This window comes from Streptococcus parasanguinis (assembly GCF_016648925.1).
Classification (GTDB): domain Bacteria; phylum Bacillota; class Bacilli; order Lactobacillales; family Streptococcaceae; genus Streptococcus.
In genome coordinates this window covers 1-26,207 of record NZ_JACLQX010000007.1, presented here as the reverse complement: position 1 = coordinate 26,207, position 26,207 = coordinate 1, and the positions used below count along the sequence as shown (strand labels likewise).

Below are 26,207 nucleotides of genomic sequence, written 5' to 3'. Positions count from 1 at the left end.
TACTAATTTTAACGACTTTCGTCAACCAAGCGCGCCATCTTAAATGGAAGATAGAGTAGGATTAAAGCAACTGTGTAAGCCAGTAAGCCTAACAACAGGACTTTATCTGAAATAAAGACCAGGCCAATCCCCCCTTCTATCACCGTTATCATCCCCATGATCAGTTGAATCGTTTTGTTCAAACCTGCCTTTTTACTGCCCTGTTTCATCGGGAAAAGGAGGGTCAAGGGTTGGTAATCAAAAGCACTGTAAAGCCCCAGTAATTGAAAAATAACCAAGTAATTGAGCAAGGCTACAAGGGCAATCACTACGAGAGGTTGAGGAATAAAGATGATAGCGAGAATGGAAAGAGCCAAGAGTCGGAGAGTCATAGAGAAAAGATCTCCATTCCGTAGGAAGGAGCGCATATATAAGTGAAGCCACGTATTGCCATGTGTTTTGGGAAGAAGCCCTAAGAAACCATCCAAGTAAGCTCTTCTTTTGACACTGTTGGTAATACCTTTTACCGTTGTAAACAAGGCAAAGAAGCGAAGAATCAATTGTTTCCTTGCATTCTCACGAGCAATGGCTAAGGTCCAATTCAAATTTCCATACTGGTAGAAGCGCGCTTCCTTCCAGCTAAAAACAGCCCCTTTAGCCACTCCTAAGACAAGGATATAGGCTACAATAGCAAGTTTATCCAGCCCCGTTGCCAGAAGAAGAGGCACAAATAATAGAAGGACAAAACTTTGAATCAAAAACCAAAACACAAAAGACTTCTTGGCCTGCCCTTTGATATAACGTTTCACTTCCTCTTCCTTTACCAAAAGGAATAAAGCATCGGGCTTCTCTAAGTAGGTCGCAATAGAGCCTATCGGAACCAAGAGGAGCAAACCAATCATGAGACTCCAGCGGATCAGGCTTGTATCTTTGGGGAGATCTTGTAAGAATTGGCTGTATTGAACCGCCAAAAATCCTATGAAAATCAGCATAAAGAGGACGAAATGATCATTGAGAACATAGCGGCTATATTTTACACATTGAGTTCGAAACGTTTCTTGCCGTTTTTTCATCAACTCTTTCATGCTGTTTCCTCTTCTGTCAAGGTCATGTAGATATCATTTAGACTTGCTTTCTCATCCCCAAAAGTTGAACGCAGCTCGTCCAAGGTCCCTTTTGCTCGGATCTGCCCTTTATGGAGGATCACAAAACCATCACACATCTTTTCAGCCGAATCCAGTACGTGGGTACTCATCAAAATCGATTTTCCTTTTGCTTTCTCATCGGCCAATAACTGAATCAAATCTGCAATTGCAACAGGATCCAATCCCAAAAAGGGTTCATCGACAATATAAAGACTTGGATCCACTGCATAGGCGCAAATAATCATGACCTTTTGCTTCATCCCTTTTGAAAACTGGGTCGGGAACCAATCTAATTTTTCAGCCAAACGAAATCGTTCCAACAAAGGCTGGACGCGCACCATGACCTGCTCCATGTCTAAATCATAGGCCATAGCTACGGTCTCGATATGCTCTCTCAAGGTTAATTCTTCATATAGACTAGGGGTTTCTGGAATATAACCAATTTTCTTGCGGTATTCCGTTGGAGCTTCTGGCAGACTCAAGCCGTCAATCCGTACTTCACCAGCATAAGGATGCAGGAGACCAATAATTTCATTAATCGTGGTTGACTTCCCAGCTCCATTTAGTCCAATCAAACCAATCAGTTGGCCATCCGGAACTGAAAAACTCACCTCTTTCAGGACAGGGATGTTGACATAGCCCCCTGTCAACTTGTTGATTTCTAACATATTTTCTCCGATTTCTGGTATAATGTTCTTATATTATAACAAAATTTAGTCTAAATGAGGTGTATTTATGGTTGACGATTGTATTTTTTGTAAGATTATAGCTGGCGACATTCCTTCCTCCAAAGTCTATGAGGACGAGGAAGTCCTCGCGTTTTTGGACATCTCTCAGGTTACACCCGGTCATACGTTAGTGGTTCCAAAAAAACACGCTCGCAATCTCTTAGAGATGGACGAAACCGCCACAGCTCAACTATTTGTACGTGTCTCTAAAGTTGCAAAAAAAGTAGAAGCTGCTACCCAAGCTAAGGGAATGAATGTCATCAGCAACATGGAAGAAGTTTCTGGACAAACCGTTTTTCACACACATGTCCACATTATCCCTCGCTATTCCGATCAAGATGAGCTTGCCATTTCATTTACTGAACACGAGCCTAATTTTGAACAACTAGCAGTTCTTGCAGAAACCATCAAAAACAGTTAAAAAGGAGGCCATATGAAACTCAAAAATCTCTTTTGGTTTGCAACAGGAGCTAGCATTAGCTACCACTTAGTAAAAAACCGCAAAGAAATCAAAACAGAGGTGACTGAATCCAGCCATTTGGTTAAGGGAATTCAAGATAACCTAGCAAAAATCCAACGCAATCTGGATATTATCCAAGACCAAAAAACCAATCTTCAAGAATTGGTAACGGATTTCCAATACAAAACCAAACTATTTAGTCAACAAGCAACAGCCTCTCTAAAAGAAATTCAAGACATCTGGAAACCAAATAAAAACGATTGAGAAAACTCAATCGTTTTTTTCTTATTCTGAAGGTACCGTAGGTGTCACACTGCTCGACTCTGTAGCTGCTGGAGCAACTGGTGTCACTGGTGCAACAGAACTTTGAGGCGTCACCACTCCCGTATCCTGGGTCGATGGTACAACTGGTAGTTGGTTAAACTCTTGGTAAACAGGTGCTTCCTCAGATGATGCCGCTGGCGTATCACTTTGAGAAGAAGCATTCTTCAACTCTTCATCTCCATCTAATAGGTAAGCATTGGTTTTCAATGTTTTGATTTCTTTCAGACCCAAAGCTTTGCGGATGATATTTTGAATTTTCAAGAGATGTTTTGAAGTGACAATCTGATAACTTCCGCCATCTGCTAAGGTGGCATCTTCTCCTTTCAGCTGGTACTGATGAATCGTTGAAAGGGCATCTTTATATCCTAACAATTGAAGAAGACTATTACTGTCAAGCGCTATGTTGGTTTGCATATTGTCACTAACAGACTCAATGATTCCTTTGTAGTGACTCAAACTATTGAGGCTTAAAACTTTCTCAACAATCTTTTTGATCACTTCACGTTGGCGTTTTTGACGTCCGTAGTCTCCTTCTGGGTCTTGGTAGCGCATGCGTGAATAAACGAGAGCTTGGTCCCCATTAATCTCCTGACGTCCTGGTGCGATCTTAGCCGTATATTCTGGCTCATTTTCCTCGATCGAGATATCGAAGTCAAATGGATTGTTGACCGTGATGCCACCAACCTTATCCACTAATTGAACCAATCCCTTCATATTGATCATGACATAGCGGTCAATATGGATATTCAAAAGATCTTGAATGGTCTTAATGGCTAACTTGGCACCGCCTTGAGCATAAGCCGAATTCAATTTTGCTTGGACCGTTTCGCCATCTGAAGTAATATTGGTTAGGATATCTCTTTCCAAGCTCGTCATGGTTGTTTCTTTTGTTTGAGGATTGACAGTCACCAAAATCATGGTATCACTATTTCCGGCCCAAGGATCTTCCCGAGAACCACTACCTGTATCAACCCCCATCAAAAGGATGGTCATCGGCTTGTTTTCTGCAATGACATTGGTCTCATTTCCAAAGCCCTTATAAGTCTTACTGAGAGTCCCAGTCGTTTGGTTTAGGATGGTAAGGCCATAGGCCCCGATCCCAATCACTGTTACCGTCAATAAGCTCAAAAACATCAAAATAATTTTTTTAACCATATAGAATCTCTCTCTAATCTATCAGTTTGCCCATAAGGTAAACATCTAAGAATTCTCCTTCAGCTGAACAAGCTCCACGAGCTTGGCAACCTTCGATCTCAAAACCTAACTTTTTATACAGGTGAACCGCTCGTTCATTGCGCACTTGGACATTCAAGACTAGTTTCCTGAGAACACCGGTCGAGTGCGCCCACTCAATTCCTTCTTCCAACAAGATCTGTCCAAGCCCTTGATTCCAATAAGCTTTTTGAACCACAATAAAGACATCACCAATATGCTGAATGGACCGTTGAGAAGCTGCAGTGATATTTAACAAAGCTGCCAGTTCCTGATCTAGAAATAGCAAGAGGCAAATCCGGTTTTCCGCCATCTCTTGCACCATCAGAAATTGCTCCATGTCTGCTGGAGACATGCCAATTCCAGCTTCATCTAGCGTCATGTAATCTGACTCTTTCCCAACTTGATTTAAGAAATCAACGACAAGAGCCGCGTCTGCACTGTCAGCTTGCCGAATTTCTAATGTTACTTCCTTTTCCTTAGTCATCGGTTTTTTCCACCTGCTCAAAGGATGCCAGCAAAGCTTCTGCACGCGCTCCATGAGCTTCAAAAGCTAACTCTCGCCCATCTTCTAATTTTCGGATAAAAATTTTTAGATAAGCATCCGAGAGACTCGGCTCAATCAGCTCTCCCCATTCAATAATGGTAGCACCATCTCCAAATAGAAAATCATCTAAATCAATAGAATCTGGATCATTCCCAATCCGGTAAACATCCAAATGGTATAAAGGCAAGCGACCTTCGTATTCACGAACAATGGTATAGGTCGGGCTTTTAATCATCTGATCAATCCCTAACCCCTTTGCAATTCCCTTGGTAAAGGTCGTTTTTCCTGCCCCTAGATCACCTGATAAGATGATCACGTCTTGCTTTTCTAAGAGTTTTCCTAGCTGTTTTCCTAGAGCGATCAGCTCCGTTTCATTGTGACTAATCATTTCTCTATTATACCAAACTTTTTAAAAATCTGCTCTTTCTTTTAGAAATTGTTCGACTCCGGTTTGTTTTTGAGAAAAAGGAATCAAAGAAAACAGGAAACTCCCCCATTAATTCCCTCGATCCATCTAAAAAGGAATGGGAGACAACTCCCATTCCTTTTTGGCACTTTTCTGATACTTAATTCAAGGCCATGCTAACGTAGTTTAAAATAAAGAGAACATCTAGGATCCAAATCATGCTGTGCACTTCTTTGGCTTCTCCTTTAACCACTTTCACTAAGCTATAGGTGATAAATCCAGCAGCGATCCCTTGTGTAATCGAGTAGCTGAAGCCCATAAAGATAGAGGTGAAGAAGGCAGGAACTGCTTCTGACATATCTTCCCAATGGATATTTTTCAAGCCACTCAACATCATGATCCCAACAACAATCAAAATTGGAGCTGTAGCAGCGGTCGGTACAATCGCCAACAAAGGACTAAAGAGACTTGAAATAGCAAAACAAATCGCTACAACCAAGGCTGTCAGACCAGTGCGTCCACCAGCTCCAATACCAGCTGCAGATTCAACATACGTCGTTACGTTTGAAGTTCCTGCAATAGCTCCGACTGAAGTCGCTACAAGGTCTGAATAGAGGGCCTTATCTAATTTCGCTGATTGATGGTTTTCCCCATTTGTCGCAACAATCCCAACTTTTTCACCCGTACCGATCAACGTTCCAATTGTATCAAAAATATCCGTCAAGGAGAAGGCTAAAATTGCCATTAAGGTCTCAGGCAAACGAGACGTATTGGAAATCAAAGAACCCAATCCTTTTGATCCCAAAGCTTGACCAAAGATCGTGCCTAAATCATTAAAGGCAGCTCCTAGATGATTACTTGCAAAGTCAATTTTAGTGATATCAACCACATGGATGAGAATCCCAAGCACAGTCGTTGCTAAGATAGAAAGGATAATACCTCCCTTAATCCCTTTGACAACAAAGAAAATAGTAATCGCAAGACCAACAAGAGCCAAGAGGACAGCTGGATTGTTAAAATCAACCAATCCAGGAACAGCAGATGCATTTGCTGAGATCGTTGCATTCGCCTTATCTGCTCCTTCTCCGACCACTGTATAGGTATGAGGGTCAATCGTAAATTTCAAAAATCCTGCATTCTTAATCCCAACATAGGCCAAGAAAATCCCGATCCCCGCTGAAATAGCAGATCGAAGAGCGGTCGGAATCGATTCGATGATCATCTTCCGAACCTTTGTCAATGTGATAATCAATGAAATCACACCACAAATGAAGACCATTCCCAAAGCTTCCTGCCATGTGTAGCCCATACCAAATACAACAGTAAAGGTAAAGAAGGCATTCAAGCCCATCCCAGGTGCTTGTGCATAAGGTAAATTGGCATAAAAAGCCATCATCAAGGTCCCCACAACAGATCCAATAATCGTTGCAAGGAAGACCCCTTGAGCTGGCATACCTGTTTGTGACAACATTTGAGGGTTTACGAAGAGGATATAACTCATCGCAAAAAAGGTTGTCAAACCAGCAAGAACCTCTGTCCGAACAGTGGTTCCATGTTCTGAAAGTTTAAAAAACTTATCCATTTCAGAATAAACTCCTTTTTCATCATTCTCGCTCCCAATCAATTTGCGAACGTTATATCTATTCTACCAAAAGATCTTTCGTCTTTCAAGAAATCCCGCTTCTCTTCTCGATTTTTGAGCGCTTTTCCGATTTTTCTGATATAATGGTCTCATTCTTCTCGAAAGGAACTGAAATATGCATAAAAAGATGATCGCTCTAGATCTAGACGGCACTCTCTTGAATTCCGAAAGCAAATTGAGCGACTTTACCATTGAGACCATTAAAAAAATTAGTGCTCTTGGCCATAAAGTCATTATTACAACAGGCCGCCCCTACCGTATGGCACATACCTACTACAAACAACTAGAGCTAGATACTCCGATGATCAATTTTAACGGCTCCCTTACGCATCTCCCAGAGAAAAAATGGGTGGATGAACAATGTTTGACTTTAGATAAAAAATACCTGCTAGATATGGTCGCCAACCGAGACACCATCCAAGCGGACTTTATAGCAGGCGAATACCGCAATAAATTCTTTATTACCGATCCCAATGAGCACGTCGCAGATCCTAAATTATTCGGTATTGAGGCTTTCCAACCAGAAAATCAATTCAACCCCGAACGGGTAACGAGCGACCCAAACTGTATCCTCTTTCAAACGAAAGCGGAAGACAAATATGCTCTGGCAGATGAAATGAATCGGCATTATGACTACAATCTGTCTATCAATACTTGGGGTGGTCCCTTAAATATTCTGGAATGCAATCCAAAAAATGTGACCAAAGCATCCGCTCTAACCTACCTTCTGGATAAACTCAATATGGATCAGAAGGATTTGATTGCCTTTGGAGATGAGCACAATGATACTGAGATGCTAGCTCTTGCTGGTTATGGATACGCCATGAAAAATGCCAGCTCCATCCTTCTCCCCTATGCAGACTCCATCACTGATTTCACGAATAATGAAGATGGTGTCGCGCGCCAACTCATTCAATTATTCTTATAAAACTAACAGACATGAGTTATCCCCTCATGTCTTTTTCTGCGCCATATCCTTAATCGGTTAATCAATACCGCCCCTTTTTTCCATTTTTTTCATTGCCTCGTCATCTGGTTTGTGATATTATTAACATAGTTATTAAAGAAGCGCTTTCAAAAATTTTAAACCGCTTCTCGTTCACTTAAGGAGGAACAAAATGAAAGCTGTTGTTGTAAATCCAGAAGGTACTGGTGTTGAAATCGTTGCAAACAAAGACATGCGTCCACTTGAAACAGGGGAAGCTCTTGTTCAAATCGAATACTGTGGTGTCTGCCACACTGACTTGCACGTTGCTCACGGAGACTTCGGTAAAGTTCCAGGCCGTGTTCTTGGACACGAAGGAATCGGTATTGTTAAAGAAGTTGCTCCAGATGTCAAGAGCCTAAAAGTTGGGGATCGTGTCAGTGTCGCATGGTTCTTCGAAGGATGTGGAACTTGTGAATACTGTACAACTGGTCGTGAAACTCTTTGCCGTACTGTAAAAAATGCTGGTTACTCTGTTGATGGAGGGATGGCTGAACAATGTATCGTTACTGCAGATTACGCAGTGAAAGTACCTGAAGGATTAGATCCAGCCCAAGCATCTTCTATTACGTGTGCAGGTGTTACCACTTATAAAGCCATCAAAGAAGCCAAAGCTGAACCAGGACAATGGATTGTTATCTATGGAGCTGGTGGACTAGGAAACTTGGCTGTTCAATATGCTAAGAAAGTCTTCAACGCACATGTCATCGCTGTCGATATCAACAATGATAAACTAGAATTGGCGAAAGAAGTTGGTGCAGACTTTGTCATCAACGGTCGCGAAGTTGAAGATGTCCCAGGATTGATTAAAGAAAAAACAAATGGTGGAGCTCACTCTGCTGTCGTAACAGCTGTTTCTAAAGTAGCTTTCAACCAAGCAGTAGATTCTGTTCGTGCAGGCGGCCGCGTGGTTGCAGTTGGTCTTCCTTCTGAAATGATGGATCTCAGCATTGTGAAAACTGTATTAGATGGTATCCAAGTCATTGGTTCTCTTGTAGGAACTCGTAAAGACTTGGAAGAAGCCTTCCAATTTGGTGCAGAAGGCTTGGTAGTCCCTGTCGTTCAAAAACGTCCAGTAGAAGATGCTGTCAAAGTCTTTGACGAAATGGAAGCCGGAACCATTCAAGGACGTATGGTACTTGACTTTACAAACTAAACAACTGAACCTACAGGACTAGCCCAACTGGGCTAGTCTTTTTGAGTGCTCTCAATCACTCTCATATACAATTTGTTATATATTTATTTTTGTTTTCGAGAATATCGTTTGATTCTCGGAAACTTTTCATTGAGAACAAAATCCTATAAAACATATCTATTATTGATTTTTTAAGCATCAACAAGTAATAAACAAAATTCATTCAAGAGCATTCTTTTTCTATCTAACGATGATTTAATATAATAAATCAATGTTTTTACATCGAGATTTTGATAGAAAAATTGACTTAAGTGTGGAAACGATTTATAATAAAGTAGCTTAAAGTTTTCTTAAACTGAAAGTCAAACAAATTTTATAAGGAGGAATGTCAATAATGAGTATTGGTATCATTATTGCTAGCCACGGTGAATTTGCAGCTGGAATCCACCAATCCGGCTCGATGATCTTTGGGGATCAAGAGAAAGTTCAAGTGGTTACGTTCATGCCAAGTGAAGGCCCGGATGATCTCTATGCTAAATTTAATGCAGCTGTTGCCGCATTTGATGCAGAAGATGAAGTCTTGGTTTTGGCTGACCTTTGGAGTGGTTCTCCATTTAACCAAGCAAGTCGCGTCATGGGAGAAAATCCAGATCGTAAATTTGCGATCATCACAGGATTGAACCTTCCGATGTTGATTCAAGCTTATACAGAACGTTTGATGGATGCAAATGCCGGCGTTGATCAAGTCGCTGCAAACATCATCAAGGAAGCAAAAGACGGTGTCAAAGCCCTTCCAGAAGAATTGAATCCTGTTGAAGAAGCTAGTACTGCCGCTGCTGCTCCTGTAGCCCAAGCTGCTATTCCAGAAGGAACGGTTATCGGAGATGGAAAACTCAAGATTAACCTTGCCCGCTTAGATACACGTCTTCTTCATGGACAAGTCGCAACTGCTTGGACACCTGATTCAAAAGCCGATCGGATCATTGTTGCTTCAGATTCTGTTGCCAAAGATGAACTCCGTAAGGAATTGATCAAACAAGCGGCACCAAATGGTGTGAAAGCAAACGTTGTCCCAATTCAAAAATTGATCGACGTTGCTAAAGATCCACGTTTTGGAAATACCCATGCTTTGATCTTATTTGAAACACCTCAAGATGCTCTTCGCGCCATCGAAGGTGGTGTTCCGATTAAAACCTTGAACGTTGGTTCAATGGCCCACTCAACTGGTAAAACCATGGTTAACAATGTGTTGTCAATGGATAAAGATGATGTGGCTACATTTGAAAAAATGCGTGATCTTGGAGTTGAATTTGACGTCCGTAAAGTGCCAAATGACTCTAAGAAAGATTTGTTTGACTTAATTAACAAAGCTAACGTTCAATAATCGATTACTTACGAAAGGATTTTAAACATGTCTATTATTTCTATGGTATTAGTGGTCGTTGTTGCCTTCTTAGCAGGTCTTGAAGGTATCCTTGACCAATTCCAATTCCACCAACCCCTTGTTGCTTGTACCTTAATCGGTTTGGTAACAGGTAACTTGACTGCTGGCATTATGCTTGGTGGTTCACTTCAATTTATTGCACTTGGCTGGGCAAACATTGGTGCCGCAGTTGCACCCGATGCTGCCCTTGCATCTGTCGCTGCTGCCATCATCATGGTACTTGGGGGAGACTTCAGTACAAAAGGAATCGCTGTCGCTCAAGGTGTCGCTATTCCACTTGCAGTTGCTGGTCTTTTCTTGACCATGATCGTCCGTACCCTTTCCGTTGGTTTGGTTCACACTGCCGACGCTGCTGCTAGAAAAGGGGATATCAAAGGTGTAGAACGCGCTCACTTTGTGGCCCTTCTTCTTCAAGGTCTTCGTATCGCCATTCCTGCAGCCCTCTTGTTGATGATTCCTGCTGAAACTGTCAAAACTGCTCTTGAACAAATGCCAAAATGGCTCTCTGATGGAATGCAAATCGGTGGTGGTATGGTTGTAGCCGTTGGTTATGCCATGGTTATCAACATGATGGCGAGCCGTGAAGTATGGCCATTCTTTGCCATCGGTTTTGCTCTTGCAGCCGTTAGCCAATTAACTTTGATCGCTCTTGGAGCAATTGGTGTTGCCCTTGCCTTGATCTACCTTACTCTTTCTAAGAAAGGTGGCAATGGAGGTGGCGGAGCCACTACTTCTAACGATCCAATCGGCGACATTCTCGAAGACTATTAAGAAAGGTGTGACACTATCATGACTGAAAAATTACAATTATCTAAATCAGATCGTCAAAAAGTTTGGTGGCGTTCAACCTTCTTGCAAGGTTCTTGGAACTATGAACGGATGCAAAACTTGGGTTGGGCTTACTCATTGATCCCAGCTATCAAAAAACTCTACACGAAGAAAGAAGACCAAGCGGCTGCTCTTGAACGTCACATGGAATTCTTCAACACTCACCCATACGTTGCCGCTCCTATCATCGGGGTAACACTTGCTCTTGAAGAAGAAAGAGCAAACGGTGCTGCGATTGACGATGCTGCCATCCAAGGGGTTAAAATTGGTATGATGGGTCCTTTGGCGGGTATCGGAGATCCAGTATTCTGGTTTACAGTACGTCCTATCCTTGGGGCCCTTGGTGCATCACTTGCTGCGTCTGGTAACATCCTTGGTCCACTCATCTTCTTTATCGCATGGAATGCGATTCGTATGGCCTTCTTGTGGTACACGCAAGAACTTGGCTACAAAGCAGGTTCTGAAATTACCAAAGATATGTCTGGTGGGATCTTGCAAGACATCACTAAAGGAGCTTCTATCCTTGGGATGTTCATGCTCGCTGTCTTGGTAGAACGTTGGGTATCTATTAAATTCATCTTTAATGTTTCTTCTGTCAAATTAGACGACAAAGCTTATATCCACTGGGATAAACTTCCTGAAGGATACAAGGGTATCCAAGAAGCCTTCGCTCAAGTTGGTTCAGGCCTATCTCAAACACCTGAAAAAGTTACAACTTTCCAACAAAACTTGGATTCATTGATTCCTGGATTGATGGGATTGCTTCTTACTTTTGCCTGCATGTGGTTGTTGAAGAAAAAAGTATCTCCTATCACTATCATTATCGCCCTCTTTGTAATCGGTGTATTAGCACACGTTGCGGGCTTGATGTAATCAAAGTGCAAGAAAAGAAGGTTTTGGCCTTCTTTTTATTATGATATAATAGAATGAATAACAATACAGGAGGATCTCATGGCTCAATCTTTGAATAAAACAGTTGAATTCCATACTACAGGGGTTTCTTACCTTGGAGTGGGGGGAAAGGTTGGAAAAATCCTAGTCGGGAATGCCGCTTTTGAATTTTATGCGGATGCAAATGTAGAAGACTACATCCAAATTCCCTGGCAAGAAATCGAGCGAATCGGAGCCAATGTATCCGGACGTAAAATTAGCCGCCATTTTGAAATCTATACCAGAGAATCAAAATTTCTCTTTGCTTCAAAAGACTCTGGAAAAATTTTAAAGATTGCTCGGGAACATCTGGGAAATGATAAAATTGTCAAACTTCCTACGTTGATCCAAATCATCACGGCTAAAATTAAAAATCTATTTGCAAAATAGGATCTTTTCTTGTATAATAGACGCAAACGGATAAGTAAGTTAAGAGGTTCTTTCAGAAAGTCTGCGGTTGCTGCGAGCAGATAGAAATCTTAATTGAAATTCTACCGTTTCTTTAAAATACAATATTGAATCAAGTGCACACCTGTGAAGTTGGATGGAACCGTGGCTCTGCCACTCCAACACTCTAACAGGTGTGTTTTTTGTTAAAGGAGAAGCTATGTTAGATATTAAACGGATTCGTACAGACTTTGATGCGGTTGCTAAAAAATTGGCAACACGTGGCGTAGATGCAGCTATTTTGAATGAAATGAAAGAAATCGATGCCAAACGTCGAGATATCTTAGTCAAAGTAGAAAATCTCAAAGCAGAGCGTAATACTGTATCTGCTGAAATCGCACAAGCTAAGCGCAACAAGGAAAATGCAGATGATAAGATTGCTGCCATGCAAACCCTCTCTGCAGAAGTCAAAGCATTGGATACAGAATTGGCTGAAATCGATGCCAAATTAACTGAATTCACTACTACCCTTCCAAATATCCCTGCTGATAGTGTCCCTGTTGGAGCAGATGAGGATGACAACGTTGAGGTTCGCCGTTGGGGAACACCGCGCGAATTTGGCTTTGAACCAAAAGCTCACTGGGATTTAGGTGAAGACCTTGGTATCCTTGACTGGGAACGCGGGGCTAAAGTCACTGGTGCTCGTTTCCTCTTCTACAAAGGACTTGGAGCTCGCTTAGAACGCGCTATCTACAACTTCATGTTAGACGAACATGGCAAGGAAGGCTACACTGAAGTCATCCCTCCTTACATGGTCAACCATGATTCTATGTTTGGTACTGGTCAGTATCCAAAATTCAAGGAAGATACTTTTGAGCTTAGCGATACCAATTATGTCCTCATTCCAACTGCTGAAGTTCCTTTGACAAACTACTATCGCGATGAAATTCTTGATGGGAAAGATCTTCCAATCTACTTCACCGCTATGAGTCCATCTTTCCGTTCAGAAGCTGGTTCAGCCGGTCGTGATACCCGTGGCTTGATCCGTTTGCACCAATTCCATAAGGTTGAAATGGTGAAATTTGCCAAACCAGAAGAATCATATGATGAATTGGAAAAAATGGTTGTCAATGCTGAAAATATCCTTCAAAAACTGAACCTTCCATACCGTGTGGTAGCTCTCTCCACTGGAGACATGGGCTTCTCAGCTGCTAAGACTTACGACTTAGAAGTATGGATCCCAGCACAAAATACCTACCGTGAAATCTCAAGCTGTTCCAATACAGAAGATTTCCAAGCTCGTCGTGCGCAAATCCGCTACCGTGACGAAGCAGATGGCAAGGTAAAACTCCTTCACACTTTGAACGGTTCTGGATTGGCTGTCGGACGTACCGTCGCTGCTATTCTTGAAAACTACCAAAACGAAGACGGTTCTGTGACCATTCCAGAAGTCCTTCGCCCATACATGGGTGGCGTAGAAGTCATCGCACCAAAATAAAGTTTAAAAAAACTGAGTCTTGCAAATTGCAAGCTCAGTTTTTTAATATTTACGAAAACGTTGGTAGCGTTGCTCCAGAAGATCTTCGAGAGGCAAGGCTTGTAAAACCTTTAACTCTTCCTGTAATTCCTTCTTCACGTTAGCCAGTAGTTCTCCATTTGAAAATCCATGCTCGGGAATCACCTTATCGACAATTTCCATATTTAACAATTCGTGAGAAGTAATCTTCATCAACTCTGCTGCTTCCATGGCACGACTTCCATCTTTCCAAAGAATAGAGGCGAAACCTTCTGGACTCAAGACTGCATAGATAGAGTTCTCAAGCATCCAGACCTTATCTGCTACAGCAAGAGCCAAGGCACCACCAGAACCACCTTCTCCGATGATAATCGCGATAATCGGCACTTTTAAATCACTCATTTCCATAAGGTTACGGGCAATGGCTTCACCTTGTCCTCGTTCTTCAGCACCAACACCAGGATAAGCACCCGCTGTATTGATAAAGGTCACAACTGGACGGCCAAATTTCTCTGCTTGCTTCATGAGGCGCAAAGCTTTTCGATAGCCTTCTGGATGGGGTTGTCCAAAATTACGTTTTAGATTATCCTGAAGATTTTTCCCTTTTTGGATCCCAACGACTGTAACCGTTTGATCGCCTAAGCGTCCAATCCCACCAATCACCGCACCATCATCACGGAAGTTTCGATCTCCATGCAATTCGATAAAATCATCAAAAATTCCTTGAGCAAAATCAAGAGCAGTCAATCTTCCTTGGTCACGTGCTTCTTTAATAATCTGTGTTATTTTACTCATGTTTACCTCCATGAAGGGCCAATAATTGTCCAACTGTTGCTCGGATTTGGCTTCTCTCCACGATCAAGTCTACAAATCCATGTTCTTGTAGAAATTCTGCTTTTTGGAAATCATCTGGCAATTTTTCACGCACAGTTGATTCGATCACGCGACGACCTGCAAAACCAACCAAGGCCTGACTCTCTGCCATGATAATATCACCTTCCATAGCAAATGAAGCCGTTACCCCACCGGTTGTCGGATCTGTCAATACCGTCAAATAGAATAATTTTTCTTTAGAATGACGTTGAACAGCCGCAGAAATTTTTGCCATTTGCATCAAACTCACGATTCCTTCTTGCATCCGAGCACCACCAGAAGCGGTAAAAAGAACAACTGGCAATTTTTCTTTTGTCGCAAATTCAAATAAACGAGTAATTTTTTCACCTACTACAGAACCCATTGAAGCCATGATAAAGTTGGAATCCATGATCCCAAGCGCAACTTTTTGCCCTTTAATCAAGGCAGTTCCAGTTAGCACAGCTTCATCCAGTCCCGTCATTTCCCGCACTGCTGCTAGTTTCTTCTTATAATTAGGAAAATTCAAAGGATCTGTCGTTTCGATTCCTGTAAACATTTCTTCAAAGCTAGCTGGATCCACTGTCAGCGCCAGGCGTTCTTTAGCAGAAATACGGAAGGTATAGCCACAATTCGGGCAGACCCGTTCACTACCTAAATCCTTTTGGTAAATGGTATGTTTACAACCTGGGCATTGTGAAAATAGTTCATCAGGAACTTCAGGTTTTGGCTGAGGCTCCTTCCAGGCTGACCTATTCGGATTGATCCGAATATATTTATCTTTTTTAGAAAATAATGCCATTACTTACTCCTTATAATATGCTACAGTATCTGCAGCATTACTATAAAAGCCTGAAACTGTGAAGATGATGTTCATACTTCCCTCACAAGTCCAGGCTTTTTCATCATTCCTTATTATAATTTGGAAGGAATTGTTCCATCAAAAATGCAGTGTCATAATCACCAGCGATCACATGTGAATCTGAAATCAAATCCAACTGGAAACTGCTATTGGTTGTGACACCATCGATTTCCAACTCATAAAGAGCACGCTGCATTTTCATCAGTGCATCAAAGCGATTTTCACCATGGACAATGATCTTGGCAATCATACTATCATAGTATGGTGGAATCGTATAACCAGGATACACAGCAGAATCCACACGCAAGCCAACCCCACCACTTGGAAGATAGAGATTAGTGATCTTACCTGGGCTTGGTGCAAAGTTGAAGGAAGGATTTTCCGCATTGATCCGGCATTCAATCGCATGGCCTTTAATGACAATATCCTCTTGAGTAACGGATAATTCTTGGCCAGCTGCGATTTTAATCTGTTCCTTAACGATATCAACTCCTGTTACAAATTCTGTGACAGGATGCTCCACTTGCACACGGGTATTCATTTCCATAAAGTAGAACTCACCCTTGCCTTCATCATACAAGAATTCAATCGTTCCAGCATTCTCATACCCAACTGATTCAGCAGCCCGAACAGCAGCAGAACCAATTTGATTACGAAGAGTTTTTCCGATAGCAATTGAAGGGGATTCTTCTAGAACTTTTTGGTTGTTCCGTTGAAGAGAGCAATCGCGTTCACCTAAGTGAATGACATGTCCATGCTGATCCGCTAAAATCTGTACTTCAATGTGGCGTGCCGGATAAATCACCCGCTCCATATACATAGCACCATTCCCAAAAGCAGCTTGAGCTTCTGAGGAAGCAGATTCAAAAGCAGCAACCAAATCTTCTGGTTTTTCAACCTTCCGAATTCCCTTACCACCGCCTCCTGCAGATGATTTCAACATCACAGGATAACCGATGCGTTCGGCAATCTCGAGAGCTTCTTCAGCAGTATACACTTCACCATCTGATCCAGGAATAACAGGCACTCCTGCTTTGATCATCTGTTTACGAGCATTAATCTTATCCCCCATCAAATCCATGACTTTAGCAGAAGGACCAATAAATTTAATGCCCACTTCCTCACACATGGTCGCAAATTTTGAGTTTTCACTTAAAAATCCAAAACCAGGGTGGATAGCTTCTGCTCCTGTTAGAACAGCTGCAGACAAGACAGCACTCATATTCAAATAAGATTCTGTTGATTTAGCAGGGCCAATACAGACTGCTTCATCCGCTAGTAAGGTATGCAAGGCTTCTTTATCAGCAGTAGAATACACCGCAACCGTCTCGATGCCAAGTTCACGAGCCGCACGAATAATGCGCACTGCAATCTCACCACGATTGGCGATTAAGATCTTACGAAACATAGATAGGCCTTTCTTAATTTCCAATTGCAAAAGTAAGCGTTCCTGAAGCTGCAAGCTTACCGTCTACCTCTGCTTTCGCTTCAACAACAGCAATTGTTCCACGACGTTTGACAAAAGTAGCTGTCATCACCAGTTGATCTCCTGGAACGACTTGTTTTTTAAACTTCACCTTGTCCATCCCTGCATAAAAGACTAATTTCCCTTTATTTTCAGGTTTTGACAACTCTAATACACCTGCTGTTTGTGCCAAAGCTTCCATGATGAGAACACCTGGCATAACAGGATATTGTGGAAAATGTCCATTAAAAAATGGTTCATTAATTGTCACGTTTTTAATGGCAACGATCGTATCTTCGCTTGTTTCTAAAACGCGATCCACCAAAAGCATTGGGTAACGATGCGGCAAAGCCTCACGAATAGCATTAATATCAATTGTCATTTGATTCGAACCAATCCTTTTCCAAATTCAACCATTTCTTCATTCGTTACCAAAATTTCAGTGACTACCCCATCTTTTGGTGCTGGGACTTCATTCATCACTTTCATGGCTTCGATAATCAAGAGTGTTTGACCCTTAGTGACCTTATCTCCTACAGATACAAAGGCTGGTTTATCCGGAGCTGGCGACAAGTAAGCCACCCCAACCAATGGACTTTCAACCACATCACCTTCTGCAGCCTGAGCTGGAGCAGCAACTGGTTCAGCCGCTACAGCTGGAGTTGCTGTTGCTTCAACAACAGGGGCTACTACAGGAGTTTGAGGAGTTGCTACCACTTCAACAGCAGGAGCAACCGGTGTAGCCACAACTGAACTCGTTTGGTTTTTACTCAAATTCAATTCTTCGCCATTATTTTTATATGAGAATTCACGCAAAGTTGACGCATCAAATTGAGCCAACAAATCTTTGATTTCAGAAATATTCATGAATTAACCCTCCCAACGTTTAAAGGCCAGAACAGCATTGTGTCCTCCAAAACCAAAGGTATTTGAGATAGCGTACTGAATATCCGCTTCTTGACCTTCACCATAAACAACGTTTGCTTCGATATAGTCAGACAATTCTTTAGTACCAGCAGTTTTTGGTACAAAGCTGTGACGAATCGCTTCGATAGTAGCAATCGCTTCAACTGCACCAGCAGCACCTAACAAGTGTCCTGTAAATGATTTAGTAGATGATACAGGAACTTCTTTACCAAGTACAGAAACAATAGCTCCGCTTTCACCTTTCTCATTGGCAGGTGTAGATGTACCATGCGCATTGACATAATCGACATCTTCAGGCTTGATACCCGCTTCATTGATCGCTAATTTAATCGCTTTGGCCGCACCTGAACCATCTGGTGTTGGTGTTGTCATATGGTAAGCATCACAGTTTGAACCGTAACCAACAATTTCAGCCAAAATATTAGCACCACGTTTTTGAGCATGTTCCAAACTTTCGATGACAAGAACCCCTGCACCTTCACCCATCACAAAACCATTGCGGTCTTTGTCAAATGGAATAGAGGAACGTTCTGGGTCTTCCGTTGTTGAAAGGGCCGTAAGAGCATTGAAACCACCGATACCAATCTTAGTAATCGAAGCTTCAGCACCACCTGCCAAAACAACATCATGCATACCAAATTTAATCTCACGGAAAGCTTCACCAATTGCATCATTAGCAGAAGCACAAGCTGTTGTCACGGATTTACATACCCCTTGAGCCCCAATCTTAAGTGCGATGTTTCCAGCACCCATGTTTGAAAGAGCTTTTGGAATAAACATTGGTTGGATTCTCTTCATCCCACGTTCATGCATCCGGATAATTTGATCTTCCAATTCTTGTAAACCACCGATACCAGATGATACAATCACACCTACACGATCGCGGTCTTCTTCTTCCATGTTCAAGCCTGAATTTTCAATAGCTTCCATCGCAGCATAGATTGCATACAATGAGTAAGTATCCATACGATTTTGATCTTTTTTCACGAAATATTTATCGAATGGGAAATCTTGAATTTCACCAGCATTAAAGACTGGAATTTCAGAAGCATCAAATTTCGTAATGGGCTTGATTCCAATTTTTCCTTCATGAAGGCTATTCCAGAACTCCTCTGGTGTATTTCCGATTGGTGAGGTTACACCGTAACCTGTAACAACAACACGATTTGTAGACATATATATTCTCCTTTTGTCGGATGGATATTTAAGTAAGTGATTTTCGATCAGTAAGCATTCATTATTGCATAGTCATGCCGCCATCAATGGCAATTGTTTGACCAGTTAAATATTCTTGACCTGCCAAGAAAGCCGCAACTTCTGCCACTTCTTCAGCTTGACCAATTCGTTTCATTGGCACTTGAGCTAGCATGGCATCTTTCATTTTCTCTGGAATAGCGTCTGTCATATCTGATTCAATGAAACCAGGTGCAATGGCATTCACACGAACGCCACGAGCCGCAACTTCGCGCGCAACGGATTTGGTAAAACCAATCAATCCAGCTTTTGAAGCTGCATAGTTCGCTTGACCAATATTCCCCATTAGACCAACAACAGATGACATATTGATGATGGCACCTTGACGAGCCTTAGACATCGGTTTTAAGACAGCTTGAGTCATATTAAAGGCACCGGTCAAGTTGATTTTCAAGACCCGTTCAAAATCTTCTTCAGTCATTTTCAACATCAACTTGTCGTTTGTAATGCCAGCGTTATTGACCAAAACATCAACACTTCCAAGCTTTTCAATTGCTTCAGCCACCATACGTTGCGCATCTTCGCCATTAGAAATATCTCCAGAAATACCAACAACAGTCACACCATAGTCAGCAAACTGTGCAAGCAAGTCCTCAGAAATTTCAGAACGTCCATTTAGGACAACATTGGCACCGAGACTCGCAAATTTATGAGCCACAGCCAATCCAATTCCGCGTGTTGAACCTGTTACAAAAACATTTTTATTTTTAAGTTCCATCTTTACCTCGTTTTAAGCATTCAGAAGTGCATCTAGACTAGCCTGATCTTCGACGTTATGAGTTGGAAGAGTTTTATCAATTTTCTTCAAGAATCCTGACAAGACTTTTCCAGGTCCGATCTCGATGACCTCATCTACACCAAAGTCTTGAATCGTAGCAATTGAATCATAGAAACGAACCGGTTCTTTTACTTGACGGGCCAAAAGTGCTTTCACATCTTCTGACTTCATGATAGTCGCTTCTGTATTCCCAACTAAAGGAAGATCAAAATCATTAAATGATACTTTTTCTAGTTCAGCCGCCAATTTTTGACTAGCAGATTCCAGTAAGGCTGTGTGGAATGGACCTGACACATTCAAAGGGATCAAGCGTTTGGCACCTGCTTCCTTCAATAGTTCCACAGCATAGTCCACAGCCGCAACCTCACCACCAATCACAATTTGTGCTGGCGTATTGTAGTTAGCTGGTGTTACTACACCCTTTTCGGATGCTTGTTGACAAATCTCTTCGATCAAACTTGGATCTGTATTCATAACAGCAACCATTTTCCCACTTCCAGCAGGAGCTGCCGTTTCCATGAATTCACCACGTTTCGCAACCAAAGCTACTGCATCTTCAAACGAAAGAGCTCCAGCCGCAACTAAGGCAGAATATTCCCCCAAAGAGAGGCCGGCAACAATATCAGGAGTGATACCATTTTCTGCTAAGAGACGATAAATGGCTACTGACGTTGTCAAAATAGCTGGTTGAGTATAGCGTGTCTGATTCAGTTTTTCTTCGTTAGAATCAATCAATTCACGCAAATCATAACCTAGAATACGACTAGCCGTATCAAATGTCTCTTTAACAACGGGATAAGCCGCATACAAATCGCTCGCCATGCCCAATTTCTGAGCCCCTTGACCAGCAAATAAGAACGCACGTTTTGTCACTATCCTAATCCTTTCGACGTTTTTAGACGTTTACATCTGCCCAACGAGCAGCCTCTTTTTGAATTACCTTGGCTGCACCATAATAGATATCTTCTAGAATTTCAGCACAGGTTTCTTCCTTGCTCACAAGACCAGCAATTTGACCTGCCATTACAGATCCATTGTCAACATCTCCATCAACAACGGCATTGCGAAGAGCACCTGCCCCTAATTCTTCAATTTCTTCTTGAGTCTTCTTACCTGCCAAGAAATCTTTTTCAGCTTGGTTATAGGCAGAAGCCAATTTATTCTTGATCGCACGAACAGGGTGTCCAACAACTGATGCTGAAACTACCGTATCAATATCTTTCGCTTTCAAGATTTTATTCTTAAAGTTTTGGTGAGCATTAGATTCTTTAGCAACCACGAAACGAGTTCCCACCTGAACAGCTTCGGCACCTAACATAAAGACAGCTGCAGCACCGGCACCATCAGCGACACCTCCAGCACCAATTACTGGAATAGAAACAGCTTCAACCACTTGACGAACCAAGGTCATGGTCGTCAATTTACCAATGTGACCTCCAGCTTCCATCCCTTCTGCAATCACCGCATCGGCACCCAATTTTTCCATCCGTTTTGCAAGGGCAACAGATGGAACAACAGGAATGACAGTGATCCCTGCTTCATGGAAACGATCCATGTATTTCCCAGGATTTCCAGCACCAGTTGTAACAACCTTTACACCTTCTTCAATCACCAGGTCAACAATGTCATCCGCGAATGGGGACAAAAGCATGATATTTACACCAAAAGGTTTATCTGTAATAGACTTCACTTTATCAATGTTAGCCTTTACAACTTCTTTTGGAGCGTTCCCGCCACCAATGATTCCAAGACCACCGGAGTTTGATACTGCTCCAGCCAAGTCACCATCAGCGACCCATGCCATCCCACCTTGGAAGATTGGATATTTAATATTCAATAGTTCAGTAATTCGTGTTTGCATTATACCTACCTCTTTTTTCGCTTAAGTAATAGTTTGAGTTTAAAAGATTGTTTCTTTGAGCCTCAAACTATTACCTAAACAAGAGAGAATATCTTTCGATACTCTCATCTATCATTATTTTGTTTTTTCTTCTACGTAAGCGACAAGGTCACCAACTGTAGACAATCCTTCTTCAGTTTCGATTTGGATGTCAAAAGCATCTTCAATTTCAGAGATAACTTGGAACAAATCCAATGAATCTGCTTCTAAATCTTCGAATGTAGACTCAAGAGTTACTTCTGATGGTTCTTTACCAAGTTCTTCAACGATAATTTCTTGTACTTTTTCAAATACTGCCATGATAGGCCTCCTTAAAAAATAATATATAAATTTTTAAAATGTGTTTCCACATGTTTAACTAGATTGTAACAAGAAGTGTGCCCCATGTCAAACCTCCACCGAATCCTGTTAGAAGAATTTTTTGACTTCCATCCATCTTGATTCGATGATTCTCGACACACTCCGATAATAGAATGGGGATACTAGCAGCACTAGTGTTCCCATATTCCATCATATTTGCTGGGATTTTCTCTCTAGAGACACCCAGCTTCTTTGACATCTTATCTAACATTCGGTCATTCGCCTGGTGTAACAGAAAATAGTCAATCTCTTCTGCTTCCATAGAGGCGTCTGCTATCATTTTTTGAATACTTTTCGTGACATCACGAATGGCAAAATCAAAAACTGCCCGTCCATCCATCGTCAGATATCTTCGATCAGAAACTTCCTCTGAATATGGGGAAGAGAGACCCAAATAGCAAGACTCAAGACTAGTACCTCGGCTACCATCCGTAAAAAGATTTTCAGCCAAAAACGATTTTTGGTCACTTGCTTCAAGCAAGACACCACCAGCTCCATCTCCAAAAAGGACTGAAGTGGAACGGTCTGACCAGTCTAATACTTTTGAAAGCGTCTCACTACCGATCACAATTCCTCGCCGGTACATACCTGAAGAAATGTATTTTTCAGCAGTGGCTAATGCAAATACAAATCCGCTACATGCTGCAGTCAGATCAAATGCAAAAGCTCGAGAAGCTCCAATATTAGCTTGTACTCGGGCTGCAGTTGATGGCATTAAGCTGTCTGGAGTAATCGTAGCAACAACGATGAAATCAATTTCCTCAGCATCTAAGTTTGCTTTTGCTAATAATCTTTGTGCAACAATTGTTGCTAGATCACTTGTCGTCTCATCTTTTGAAATGTGACGCCGAAGGATACCTGTCCGACTACTGATCCATTCATCACTTGTATCCATGATCTCAGCCAAATCATCATTTGATACGACTTGGTCAGGTGCATAATGAGCAACTTGACTAATTTTAGCAAAGACCATTATTTAATTTCCTCCAAGAAACGATACAGATTTTGCAATCCTTTTTGCATCACTTTCTTCTCTTCGGGACTCATATCTCCAATAATCTGGTTGACCATCCGTTTATGGAATTGCTGATGAAGACGATAAAGTAGACGACCGTTCTTCGTTAAACTCAAGTGTACAACCCGGCGATCAACTTCCGATCTTCTTCTTTCGATATACCCTTTGCGCTCAAGATTATTCAAACTTGTCGTGACAGTCCCCAAAGTCACCATCAACTCCCGTGAAATATCACTCGGGGTTGCATTCGGTGTCGAACCAATCACATCGATCGTATGCATTTCTTTAATAGAAACATCTTTGAATCGACTTGCTCTTAGGCTCGACTCCTCAATAACCAAAACATTATTAAAGATGGATGTTAAATAGTCGTTAACTAATTGGTAATTCAAAACTCCACCTCCTAATTTTACTTTGATAGTCAAATTTTATCAAAAATGAAAATAATTTGCAAGCTTTTTTTCACAAAACATGGAAAAGATACAAATTTATTTTCCTTTAAATTGTGGCCGACGTTTTTCAGAGTAGGCAATAACCCCCTCTTTAAAATCTTCTGTAAATGCTAGTTTCTTTTGCAAATTTAATTCAAGATTCGCATATTGGTCCCATTCTTTCAAGAAGGCTTCCCAAACCATTTCTTTCATAGCAGCATAAGAATTTGAAGATCCTCTTCTTAATTTTTTAAGCAATTGATCAACCGTTTTCTCAAGTTTTTCAGATTCACAAACGCGGTAAGCTAGGCCATACTCCAATGCTTTTTCTGCAGTCAAAGCTTCACCTGTCATTACTAAATGAGTAGCCCGAGACATACCAATAGCTTTTCCTAATAAGAATAACCCACCCGCATCCGGTGCTAAACCAACCCCAACAAAGGCTTGGATAAATTTAGTACGATCACTAATAATACAAAAATCAACAGCTACTGCAATGTTAGCAGCTGCTCCAGCAACCGCTCCATCTGCCACCATAATAACCGGTTTTGGCAATTGCTTGATTTTCTTTGAAATCGTATTAACTAATTCGGCAATTAAAACAAGAGACTCGATGTCATCCGCATCGACTGCGCGTTTCATTTCGCTCAAATCTCCACCAACTGAAAAGATTTTCCCTTCTGCTGATAGAATAATGAATTTTACTTCCTCATTTTTTTCTGCATCTTCCAGGGCAGCTAAAATTTCCTGACACATTGGAATGTTAAAACCATTGGATACTTCAGGACGATTTAAAGAGATTGTCGCGAGGTCGTTTTCGACAGAATACAAAATTGTTTCAAACATCACAGACTCCTTTTGTTTAAATATAAAATATTTTGATATTAAAACTTTTGAATTATAACATATCATACCACAAAAAAGTAAAATAGTAAAATATATCTATAAGATGTAACAAAATTGTAAAATTTGAATAATTACAATTTCTCTCCTCTACAGAATCAATTATTTTATGCCCTATCTGTAAATACATTGTATCAATAACTGAACTTTGGTATAATGTATTAATGAAACTATTAAGGAGAAAATATGAAAGTAACTAAATTCGGTGGAAGTTCTCTAGCATCAGCTTCTCAATTAAAAAAAGTACTTGATATCATTAAAGATGATCCAGAAAGAAGATTTGTAGTTGTATCAGCTCCAGGCAAACGCAACGCTGAAGATACAAAAGTAACAGACGCTCTGATCCGGTATTATAAAGAATTTACTTCAGATAAGGATGTCACACAAACACAACAGTGGATTATTGAACGTTATCGTGCCATTACAGAGGAATTGGGTCTCAAAGATTCTATTATTCAGGAAATTGCTGAAGATATCTATGATTTAACAAATTTACCTAAAAAAGGGAATCCATTTACATACGATGCATTCCTAGCAGCAGGTGAAAATAACAATGCTAAACTCATTGCTGCCTATTTCAATCAAAATGGATTAGAAGCAAGATATATCCATCCAAAAGAAGCAGGAATTACGGTCACTGCAGAACCTTCCAACGCTCGTATTTTACCATCTAGTTACGATAAAATTGAAGAACTAAAAGATTCAAGTGAAGTGATTGTCATTCCAGGTTTCTTTGGTGTTACTCAAGATGGCGACATTTGTACATTTTCTCGTGGTGGATCTGACATTACAGGATCGATCATTGCAGCAGGTGTAAAAGCAGACTTATACGAAAACTTTACAGACGTAAATGGTATCTTTGCAGCACATCCAGGTATTATTAAACACCCACATTCTATTCCCGAATTAACCTACAAAGAAATGCGTGAATTAGCCTATGCTGGTTTTTCAGTCTTGCATGATGAAGCACTCGTTCCAGCATACAGAGGTAAAATTCCATTAGTTATTAAAAATACAAATAATCCAGACCACCCTGGAACCCGCATTGTTTTGGAACATTCAAATGATCATGTGACTGTTGTAGGAATTGCAGGTGATTCAGGATTCGTTAGTATTAACACTACAAAATACCTTATGAACCGTGAAGTCGGTTTTGGTCGAAAAGTCCTTCAAATTTTAGAAGATCTCAATATCAGTTGGGAACATATGCCAACAGGAATCGATGACTTGTCCATCATTTTGCGTTCTCGTGAACTGACTCCAATCAAAGAACAAGAAATTTTAAAACAATTAACGCAAAAGCTCGAAGTTGACACAGCCGAAATTGAACATGATCTTTCCATCATTATGATTGTTGGTGAGAAAATGAAGAGTCAAGTGGGGGTTACTGCCACTGCAGCCAAAGCACTATCAGAGAATGAAGTGAATATTCAAATGATCTCGCAAGGTTCTAGTGAAGTTTCCATCATGTTTGTTGTAAGTAAAGATCAAGAAGAAAAAGCAATTAAAGCCTTATATCAAGCATTTTTCCCAAATAACTAAATAGAGAAAAGCTCCGTTAACTAAACGGAGCTTTAATTAACATTAAAATGAAAAGTAAAAAAGAGATCAATTACTTGATCTCTTTTATTCTATACTCCGCCAGTAGGACTCGAACCTACGACATCATGATTAACAGTCATGCGCTACTACCAACTGAGCTATGGCGGAATCAAGCTAAGCGACTACCTTATCTCACAGGGGGCAACCCCCAACTACTTCCGGCGTTCTAGGGCTTAACTGCTGTGTTCGG

General features: G+C 41.2%; 29 protein-coding genes and 1 tRNA gene. 10 read left to right on the top strand and 20 right to left on the bottom strand.

The window, feature by feature from the left end; translation table 11 throughout:
* Positions 1 to 8 precede the first annotated feature (8 nt).
* A complete protein-coding gene (locus H7T97_RS03780; RefSeq protein ID WP_201089466.1) occupies positions 9 to 1,064 on the bottom strand; it encodes an ABC transporter permease in 1,056 nt (351 codons plus the stop codon).
* Entirely contained in the window at positions 1,061 to 1,792 is a 732-nt protein-coding gene (locus H7T97_RS03775) for an ABC transporter ATP-binding protein (protein WP_070589996.1), read from the bottom strand. Before H7T97_RS03775 ends, H7T97_RS03780 begins: the two co-directional genes overlap by 4 nt.
* 67 nt (positions 1,793 to 1,859) lie before the next feature.
* Here H7T97_RS03775 and H7T97_RS03770 point away from each other — a divergent pair, with 67 nt between their 5' ends.
* Both H7T97_RS03770 and H7T97_RS03765 read left to right on the top strand, forming a co-directional pair.
* Entirely contained in the window at positions 1,860 to 2,273 is a 414-nt protein-coding gene (locus H7T97_RS03770) for an HIT family protein (RefSeq protein ID WP_195529444.1), read from the top strand.
* 12 nt (positions 2,274 to 2,285) lie between these two features.
* A complete protein-coding gene (locus tag H7T97_RS03765) occupies positions 2,286 to 2,576 on the top strand; it encodes a hypothetical protein (RefSeq protein WP_195529443.1) in 291 nt (96 codons plus the stop codon).
* Positions 2,577 to 2,597: 21 nt separating this feature from the next.
* On the opposite strand, the gene lytR is transcribed toward H7T97_RS03765, so the two are convergent.
* From lytR to H7T97_RS03745, 4 genes are all read right to left on the bottom strand, one after another.
* Positions 2,598 to 3,791, bottom strand: a complete 1,194-nt coding sequence (gene lytR / locus H7T97_RS03760; protein WP_003010418.1) for a glycopolymer--peptidoglycan transferase LytR — start codon at positions 3,789 to 3,791, stop codon at positions 2,598 to 2,600.
* Positions 3,792 to 3,804: 13 nt separating this feature from the next.
* On the bottom strand, positions 3,805 to 4,335 hold the full coding sequence (locus H7T97_RS03755; RefSeq protein ID WP_155125302.1) for a GNAT family N-acetyltransferase: 531 nt from the start codon (positions 4,333 to 4,335) through the stop codon (positions 3,805 to 3,807).
* On the bottom strand, positions 4,328 to 4,783 hold the full coding sequence (tsaE, locus tag H7T97_RS03750) for a tRNA (adenosine(37)-N6)-threonylcarbamoyltransferase complex ATPase subunit type 1 TsaE (protein WP_031575203.1): 456 nt from the start codon (positions 4,781 to 4,783) through the stop codon (positions 4,328 to 4,330). The genes H7T97_RS03755 and tsaE overlap by 8 nt, the downstream gene beginning before the upstream one ends.
* Positions 4,784 to 4,961: 178 nt before the next feature.
* Positions 4,962 to 6,383 carry an NCS2 family permease gene (locus H7T97_RS03745; RefSeq protein WP_195529442.1) on the bottom strand — a complete coding sequence of 474 codons (1,422 nt, stop codon included), beginning with the start codon at positions 6,381 to 6,383 and terminating at the stop codon, positions 4,962 to 4,964.
* A 175-nt stretch (positions 6,384 to 6,558) separates the two neighbouring features.
* Here H7T97_RS03745 and H7T97_RS03740 point away from each other — a divergent pair, with 175 nt between their 5' ends.
* The 7 genes from H7T97_RS03740 to serS all read left to right on the top strand — a co-directional run bounded on the left by H7T97_RS03740 (position 6,559) and on the right by serS (position 13,650).
* On the top strand, positions 6,559 to 7,371 hold the full coding sequence (locus H7T97_RS03740; protein ID WP_195529441.1) for a Cof-type HAD-IIB family hydrolase: 813 nt from the start codon (positions 6,559 to 6,561) through the stop codon (positions 7,369 to 7,371).
* A 190-nt stretch (positions 7,372 to 7,561) separates the two neighbouring features.
* Positions 7,562 to 8,584, top strand: a complete 1,023-nt coding sequence (gene adhP, locus H7T97_RS03735; RefSeq protein ID WP_003003874.1) for an alcohol dehydrogenase AdhP — start codon at positions 7,562 to 7,564, stop codon at positions 8,582 to 8,584.
* A gap of 373 nt (positions 8,585 to 8,957) precedes the next feature.
* Positions 8,958 to 9,947 carry a PTS sugar transporter subunit IIB gene (locus H7T97_RS03730; protein WP_003010431.1) on the top strand — a complete coding sequence of 330 codons (990 nt, stop codon included), beginning with the start codon at positions 8,958 to 8,960 and terminating at the stop codon, positions 9,945 to 9,947.
* Positions 9,948 to 9,974: 27 nt separating this feature from the next.
* Positions 9,975 to 10,778: a PTS mannose/fructose/sorbose transporter subunit IIC gene (locus H7T97_RS03725; protein WP_201089464.1), complete on the top strand. Its 804-nt coding sequence runs from the start codon at positions 9,975 to 9,977 to the stop codon at positions 10,776 to 10,778.
* 18 nt (positions 10,779 to 10,796) lie between these two features.
* Positions 10,797 to 11,708 (top strand): PTS system mannose/fructose/sorbose family transporter subunit IID, encoded by a 912-nt coding sequence (locus H7T97_RS03720; RefSeq protein ID WP_201089462.1) that lies wholly within the window; start codon positions 10,797 to 10,799, stop codon positions 11,706 to 11,708.
* A 78-nt stretch (positions 11,709 to 11,786) separates the two neighbouring features.
* Positions 11,787 to 12,155 (top strand): DUF956 family protein, encoded by a 369-nt coding sequence (locus H7T97_RS03715; protein WP_023920226.1) that lies wholly within the window; start codon positions 11,787 to 11,789, stop codon positions 12,153 to 12,155.
* Positions 12,156 to 12,372: 217 nt separating this feature from the next.
* Entirely contained in the window at positions 12,373 to 13,650 is a 1,278-nt protein-coding gene (gene serS / locus H7T97_RS03710) for a serine--tRNA ligase (protein ID WP_201089460.1), read from the top strand.
* 42 nt (positions 13,651 to 13,692) lie between these two features.
* On the opposite strand, the gene H7T97_RS03705 is transcribed toward serS, so the two are convergent.
* The 13 genes from H7T97_RS03705 to H7T97_RS03645 all read right to left on the bottom strand — a co-directional run bounded on the left by H7T97_RS03705 (position 13,693) and on the right by H7T97_RS03645 (position 24,361).
* Positions 13,693 to 14,463 (bottom strand): acetyl-CoA carboxylase carboxyl transferase subunit alpha, encoded by a 771-nt coding sequence (locus H7T97_RS03705; RefSeq protein WP_003012573.1) that lies wholly within the window; start codon positions 14,461 to 14,463, stop codon positions 13,693 to 13,695.
* Entirely contained in the window at positions 14,456 to 15,322 is an 867-nt protein-coding gene (gene accD, locus H7T97_RS03700) for an acetyl-CoA carboxylase, carboxyltransferase subunit beta (RefSeq protein ID WP_003003810.1), read from the bottom strand. The genes H7T97_RS03705 and accD overlap by 8 nt, the downstream gene beginning before the upstream one ends.
* A gap of 103 nt (positions 15,323 to 15,425) precedes the next feature.
* Entirely contained in the window at positions 15,426 to 16,790 is a 1,365-nt protein-coding gene (locus tag H7T97_RS03695) for an acetyl-CoA carboxylase biotin carboxylase subunit (protein WP_201089458.1), read from the bottom strand.
* Between the two features lie 13 nt (positions 16,791 to 16,803).
* The gene (fabZ, locus tag H7T97_RS03690; protein WP_003004019.1) at positions 16,804 to 17,229 is read right to left on the bottom strand and encodes a 3-hydroxyacyl-ACP dehydratase FabZ; all 426 of its coding nucleotides are present in this window, start codon (positions 17,227 to 17,229) and stop codon (positions 16,804 to 16,806) included.
* On the bottom strand, positions 17,226 to 17,714 hold the full coding sequence (gene accB / locus H7T97_RS03685; RefSeq protein WP_201089456.1) for an acetyl-CoA carboxylase biotin carboxyl carrier protein: 489 nt from the start codon (positions 17,712 to 17,714) through the stop codon (positions 17,226 to 17,228). Before accB ends, fabZ begins: the two co-directional genes overlap by 4 nt.
* Positions 17,715 to 17,717: 3 nt before the next feature.
* Positions 17,718 to 18,950 (bottom strand): beta-ketoacyl-ACP synthase II, encoded by a 1,233-nt coding sequence (gene fabF / locus H7T97_RS03680; RefSeq protein ID WP_003010454.1) that lies wholly within the window; start codon positions 18,948 to 18,950, stop codon positions 17,718 to 17,720.
* Positions 18,951 to 19,011: 61 nt separating this feature from the next.
* Positions 19,012 to 19,746, bottom strand: a complete 735-nt coding sequence (gene fabG / locus H7T97_RS03675; RefSeq protein ID WP_003010456.1) for a 3-oxoacyl-[acyl-carrier-protein] reductase — start codon at positions 19,744 to 19,746, stop codon at positions 19,012 to 19,014.
* Between the two features lie 12 nt (positions 19,747 to 19,758).
* Positions 19,759 to 20,679, bottom strand: coding sequence for an ACP S-malonyltransferase (fabD, locus tag H7T97_RS03670; protein ID WP_118228674.1), 921 nt, complete (start codon positions 20,677 to 20,679; stop codon positions 19,759 to 19,761).
* 22 nt (positions 20,680 to 20,701) lie between these two features.
* On the bottom strand, positions 20,702 to 21,667 hold the full coding sequence (gene fabK, locus H7T97_RS03665; protein ID WP_118228673.1) for an enoyl-[acyl-carrier-protein] reductase FabK: 966 nt from the start codon (positions 21,665 to 21,667) through the stop codon (positions 20,702 to 20,704).
* 114 nt (positions 21,668 to 21,781) lie between these two features.
* Positions 21,782 to 22,006, bottom strand: a complete 225-nt coding sequence (locus H7T97_RS03660) for an acyl carrier protein (RefSeq protein ID WP_003003892.1) — start codon at positions 22,004 to 22,006, stop codon at positions 21,782 to 21,784.
* A 58-nt stretch (positions 22,007 to 22,064) separates the two neighbouring features.
* Positions 22,065 to 23,039: a beta-ketoacyl-ACP synthase III gene (locus H7T97_RS03655; protein WP_201089454.1), complete on the bottom strand. Its 975-nt coding sequence runs from the start codon at positions 23,037 to 23,039 to the stop codon at positions 22,065 to 22,067.
* The gene (gene fabT, locus H7T97_RS03650) at positions 23,039 to 23,473 is read right to left on the bottom strand and encodes a fatty acid biosynthesis transcriptional regulator FabT (protein WP_003003993.1); all 435 of its coding nucleotides are present in this window, start codon (positions 23,471 to 23,473) and stop codon (positions 23,039 to 23,041) included. The genes H7T97_RS03655 and fabT overlap by 1 nt, the downstream gene beginning before the upstream one ends.
* A 96-nt stretch (positions 23,474 to 23,569) precedes the next feature.
* The gene (locus H7T97_RS03645) at positions 23,570 to 24,361 is read right to left on the bottom strand and encodes an enoyl-CoA hydratase (RefSeq protein ID WP_191904617.1); all 792 of its coding nucleotides are present in this window, start codon (positions 24,359 to 24,361) and stop codon (positions 23,570 to 23,572) included.
* A gap of 240 nt (positions 24,362 to 24,601) precedes the next feature.
* Here H7T97_RS03645 and H7T97_RS03640 point away from each other — a divergent pair, with 240 nt between their 5' ends.
* Positions 24,602 to 25,957: an aspartate kinase gene (locus H7T97_RS03640; protein WP_003010473.1), complete on the top strand. Its 1,356-nt coding sequence runs from the start codon at positions 24,602 to 24,604 to the stop codon at positions 25,955 to 25,957.
* A gap of 94 nt (positions 25,958 to 26,051) precedes the next feature.
* On the opposite strand, the gene H7T97_RS03635 is transcribed toward H7T97_RS03640, so the two are convergent.
* Positions 26,052 to 26,125 (bottom strand) — tRNA-Asn (locus H7T97_RS03635).
* Positions 26,126 to 26,207 lie beyond the last annotated feature (82 nt).

What these genes read in the sequence shown, in the direction of transcription:
- H7T97_RS03780 (WP_201089466.1), bottom strand. Translation starts at nt 1,064, where the DNA reads ATGAAAGAGTTGATGAAAAAACGGCAAGAAACGTTTCGAACTCAATGT.
- H7T97_RS03775 (WP_070589996.1), bottom strand. Translation starts at nt 1,792, where the DNA reads ATGTTAGAAATCAACAAGTTGACAGGGGGCTATGTCAACATCCCTGTC.
- H7T97_RS03770 (WP_195529444.1), top strand. Translation starts at nt 1,860, where the DNA reads ATGGTTGACGATTGTATTTTTTGTAAGATTATAGCTGGCGACATTCCT.
- H7T97_RS03765 (WP_195529443.1), top strand. Translation starts at nt 2,286, where the DNA reads ATGAAACTCAAAAATCTCTTTTGGTTTGCAACAGGAGCTAGCATTAGC.
- lytR (WP_003010418.1), bottom strand. Translation starts at nt 3,791, where the DNA reads ATGGTTAAAAAAATTATTTTGATGTTTTTGAGCTTATTGACGGTAACA.
- H7T97_RS03755 (WP_155125302.1), bottom strand. Translation starts at nt 4,335, where the DNA reads ATGACTAAGGAAAAGGAAGTAACATTAGAAATTCGGCAAGCTGACAGT.
- tsaE (WP_031575203.1), bottom strand. Translation starts at nt 4,783, where the DNA reads ATGATTAGTCACAATGAAACGGAGCTGATCGCTCTAGGAAAACAGCTA.
- H7T97_RS03745 (WP_195529442.1), bottom strand. Translation starts at nt 6,383, where the DNA reads ATGGATAAGTTTTTTAAACTTTCAGAACATGGAACCACTGTTCGGACA.
- H7T97_RS03740 (WP_195529441.1), top strand. Translation starts at nt 6,559, where the DNA reads ATGCATAAAAAGATGATCGCTCTAGATCTAGACGGCACTCTCTTGAAT.
- adhP (WP_003003874.1), top strand. Translation starts at nt 7,562, where the DNA reads ATGAAAGCTGTTGTTGTAAATCCAGAAGGTACTGGTGTTGAAATCGTT.
- H7T97_RS03730 (WP_003010431.1), top strand. Translation starts at nt 8,958, where the DNA reads ATGAGTATTGGTATCATTATTGCTAGCCACGGTGAATTTGCAGCTGGA.
- H7T97_RS03725 (WP_201089464.1), top strand. Translation starts at nt 9,975, where the DNA reads ATGTCTATTATTTCTATGGTATTAGTGGTCGTTGTTGCCTTCTTAGCA.
- H7T97_RS03720 (WP_201089462.1), top strand. Translation starts at nt 10,797, where the DNA reads ATGACTGAAAAATTACAATTATCTAAATCAGATCGTCAAAAAGTTTGG.
- H7T97_RS03715 (WP_023920226.1), top strand. Translation starts at nt 11,787, where the DNA reads ATGGCTCAATCTTTGAATAAAACAGTTGAATTCCATACTACAGGGGTT.
- serS (WP_201089460.1), top strand. Translation starts at nt 12,373, where the DNA reads ATGTTAGATATTAAACGGATTCGTACAGACTTTGATGCGGTTGCTAAA.
- H7T97_RS03705 (WP_003012573.1), bottom strand. Translation starts at nt 14,463, where the DNA reads ATGAGTAAAATAACACAGATTATTAAAGAAGCACGTGACCAAGGAAGA.
- accD (WP_003003810.1), bottom strand. Translation starts at nt 15,322, where the DNA reads ATGGCATTATTTTCTAAAAAAGATAAATATATTCGGATCAATCCGAAT.
- H7T97_RS03695 (WP_201089458.1), bottom strand. Translation starts at nt 16,790, where the DNA reads ATGTTTCGTAAGATCTTAATCGCCAATCGTGGTGAGATTGCAGTGCGC.
- fabZ (WP_003004019.1), bottom strand. Translation starts at nt 17,229, where the DNA reads ATGACAATTGATATTAATGCTATTCGTGAGGCTTTGCCGCATCGTTAC.
- accB (WP_201089456.1), bottom strand. Translation starts at nt 17,714, where the DNA reads ATGAATATTTCTGAAATCAAAGATTTGTTGGCTCAATTTGATGCGTCA.
- fabF (WP_003010454.1), bottom strand. Translation starts at nt 18,950, where the DNA reads ATGTCTACAAATCGTGTTGTTGTTACAGGTTACGGTGTAACCTCACCA.
- fabG (WP_003010456.1), bottom strand. Translation starts at nt 19,746, where the DNA reads ATGGAACTTAAAAATAAAAATGTTTTTGTAACAGGTTCAACACGCGGA.
- fabK (WP_118228673.1), bottom strand. Translation starts at nt 21,667, where the DNA reads ATGCAAACACGAATTACTGAACTATTGAATATTAAATATCCAATCTTC.
- H7T97_RS03660 (WP_003003892.1), bottom strand. Translation starts at nt 22,006, where the DNA reads ATGGCAGTATTTGAAAAAGTACAAGAAATTATCGTTGAAGAACTTGGT.
- H7T97_RS03655 (WP_201089454.1), bottom strand. Translation starts at nt 23,039, where the DNA reads ATGGTCTTTGCTAAAATTAGTCAAGTTGCTCATTATGCACCTGACCAA.
- H7T97_RS03640 (WP_003010473.1), top strand. Translation starts at nt 24,602, where the DNA reads ATGAAAGTAACTAAATTCGGTGGAAGTTCTCTAGCATCAGCTTCTCAA.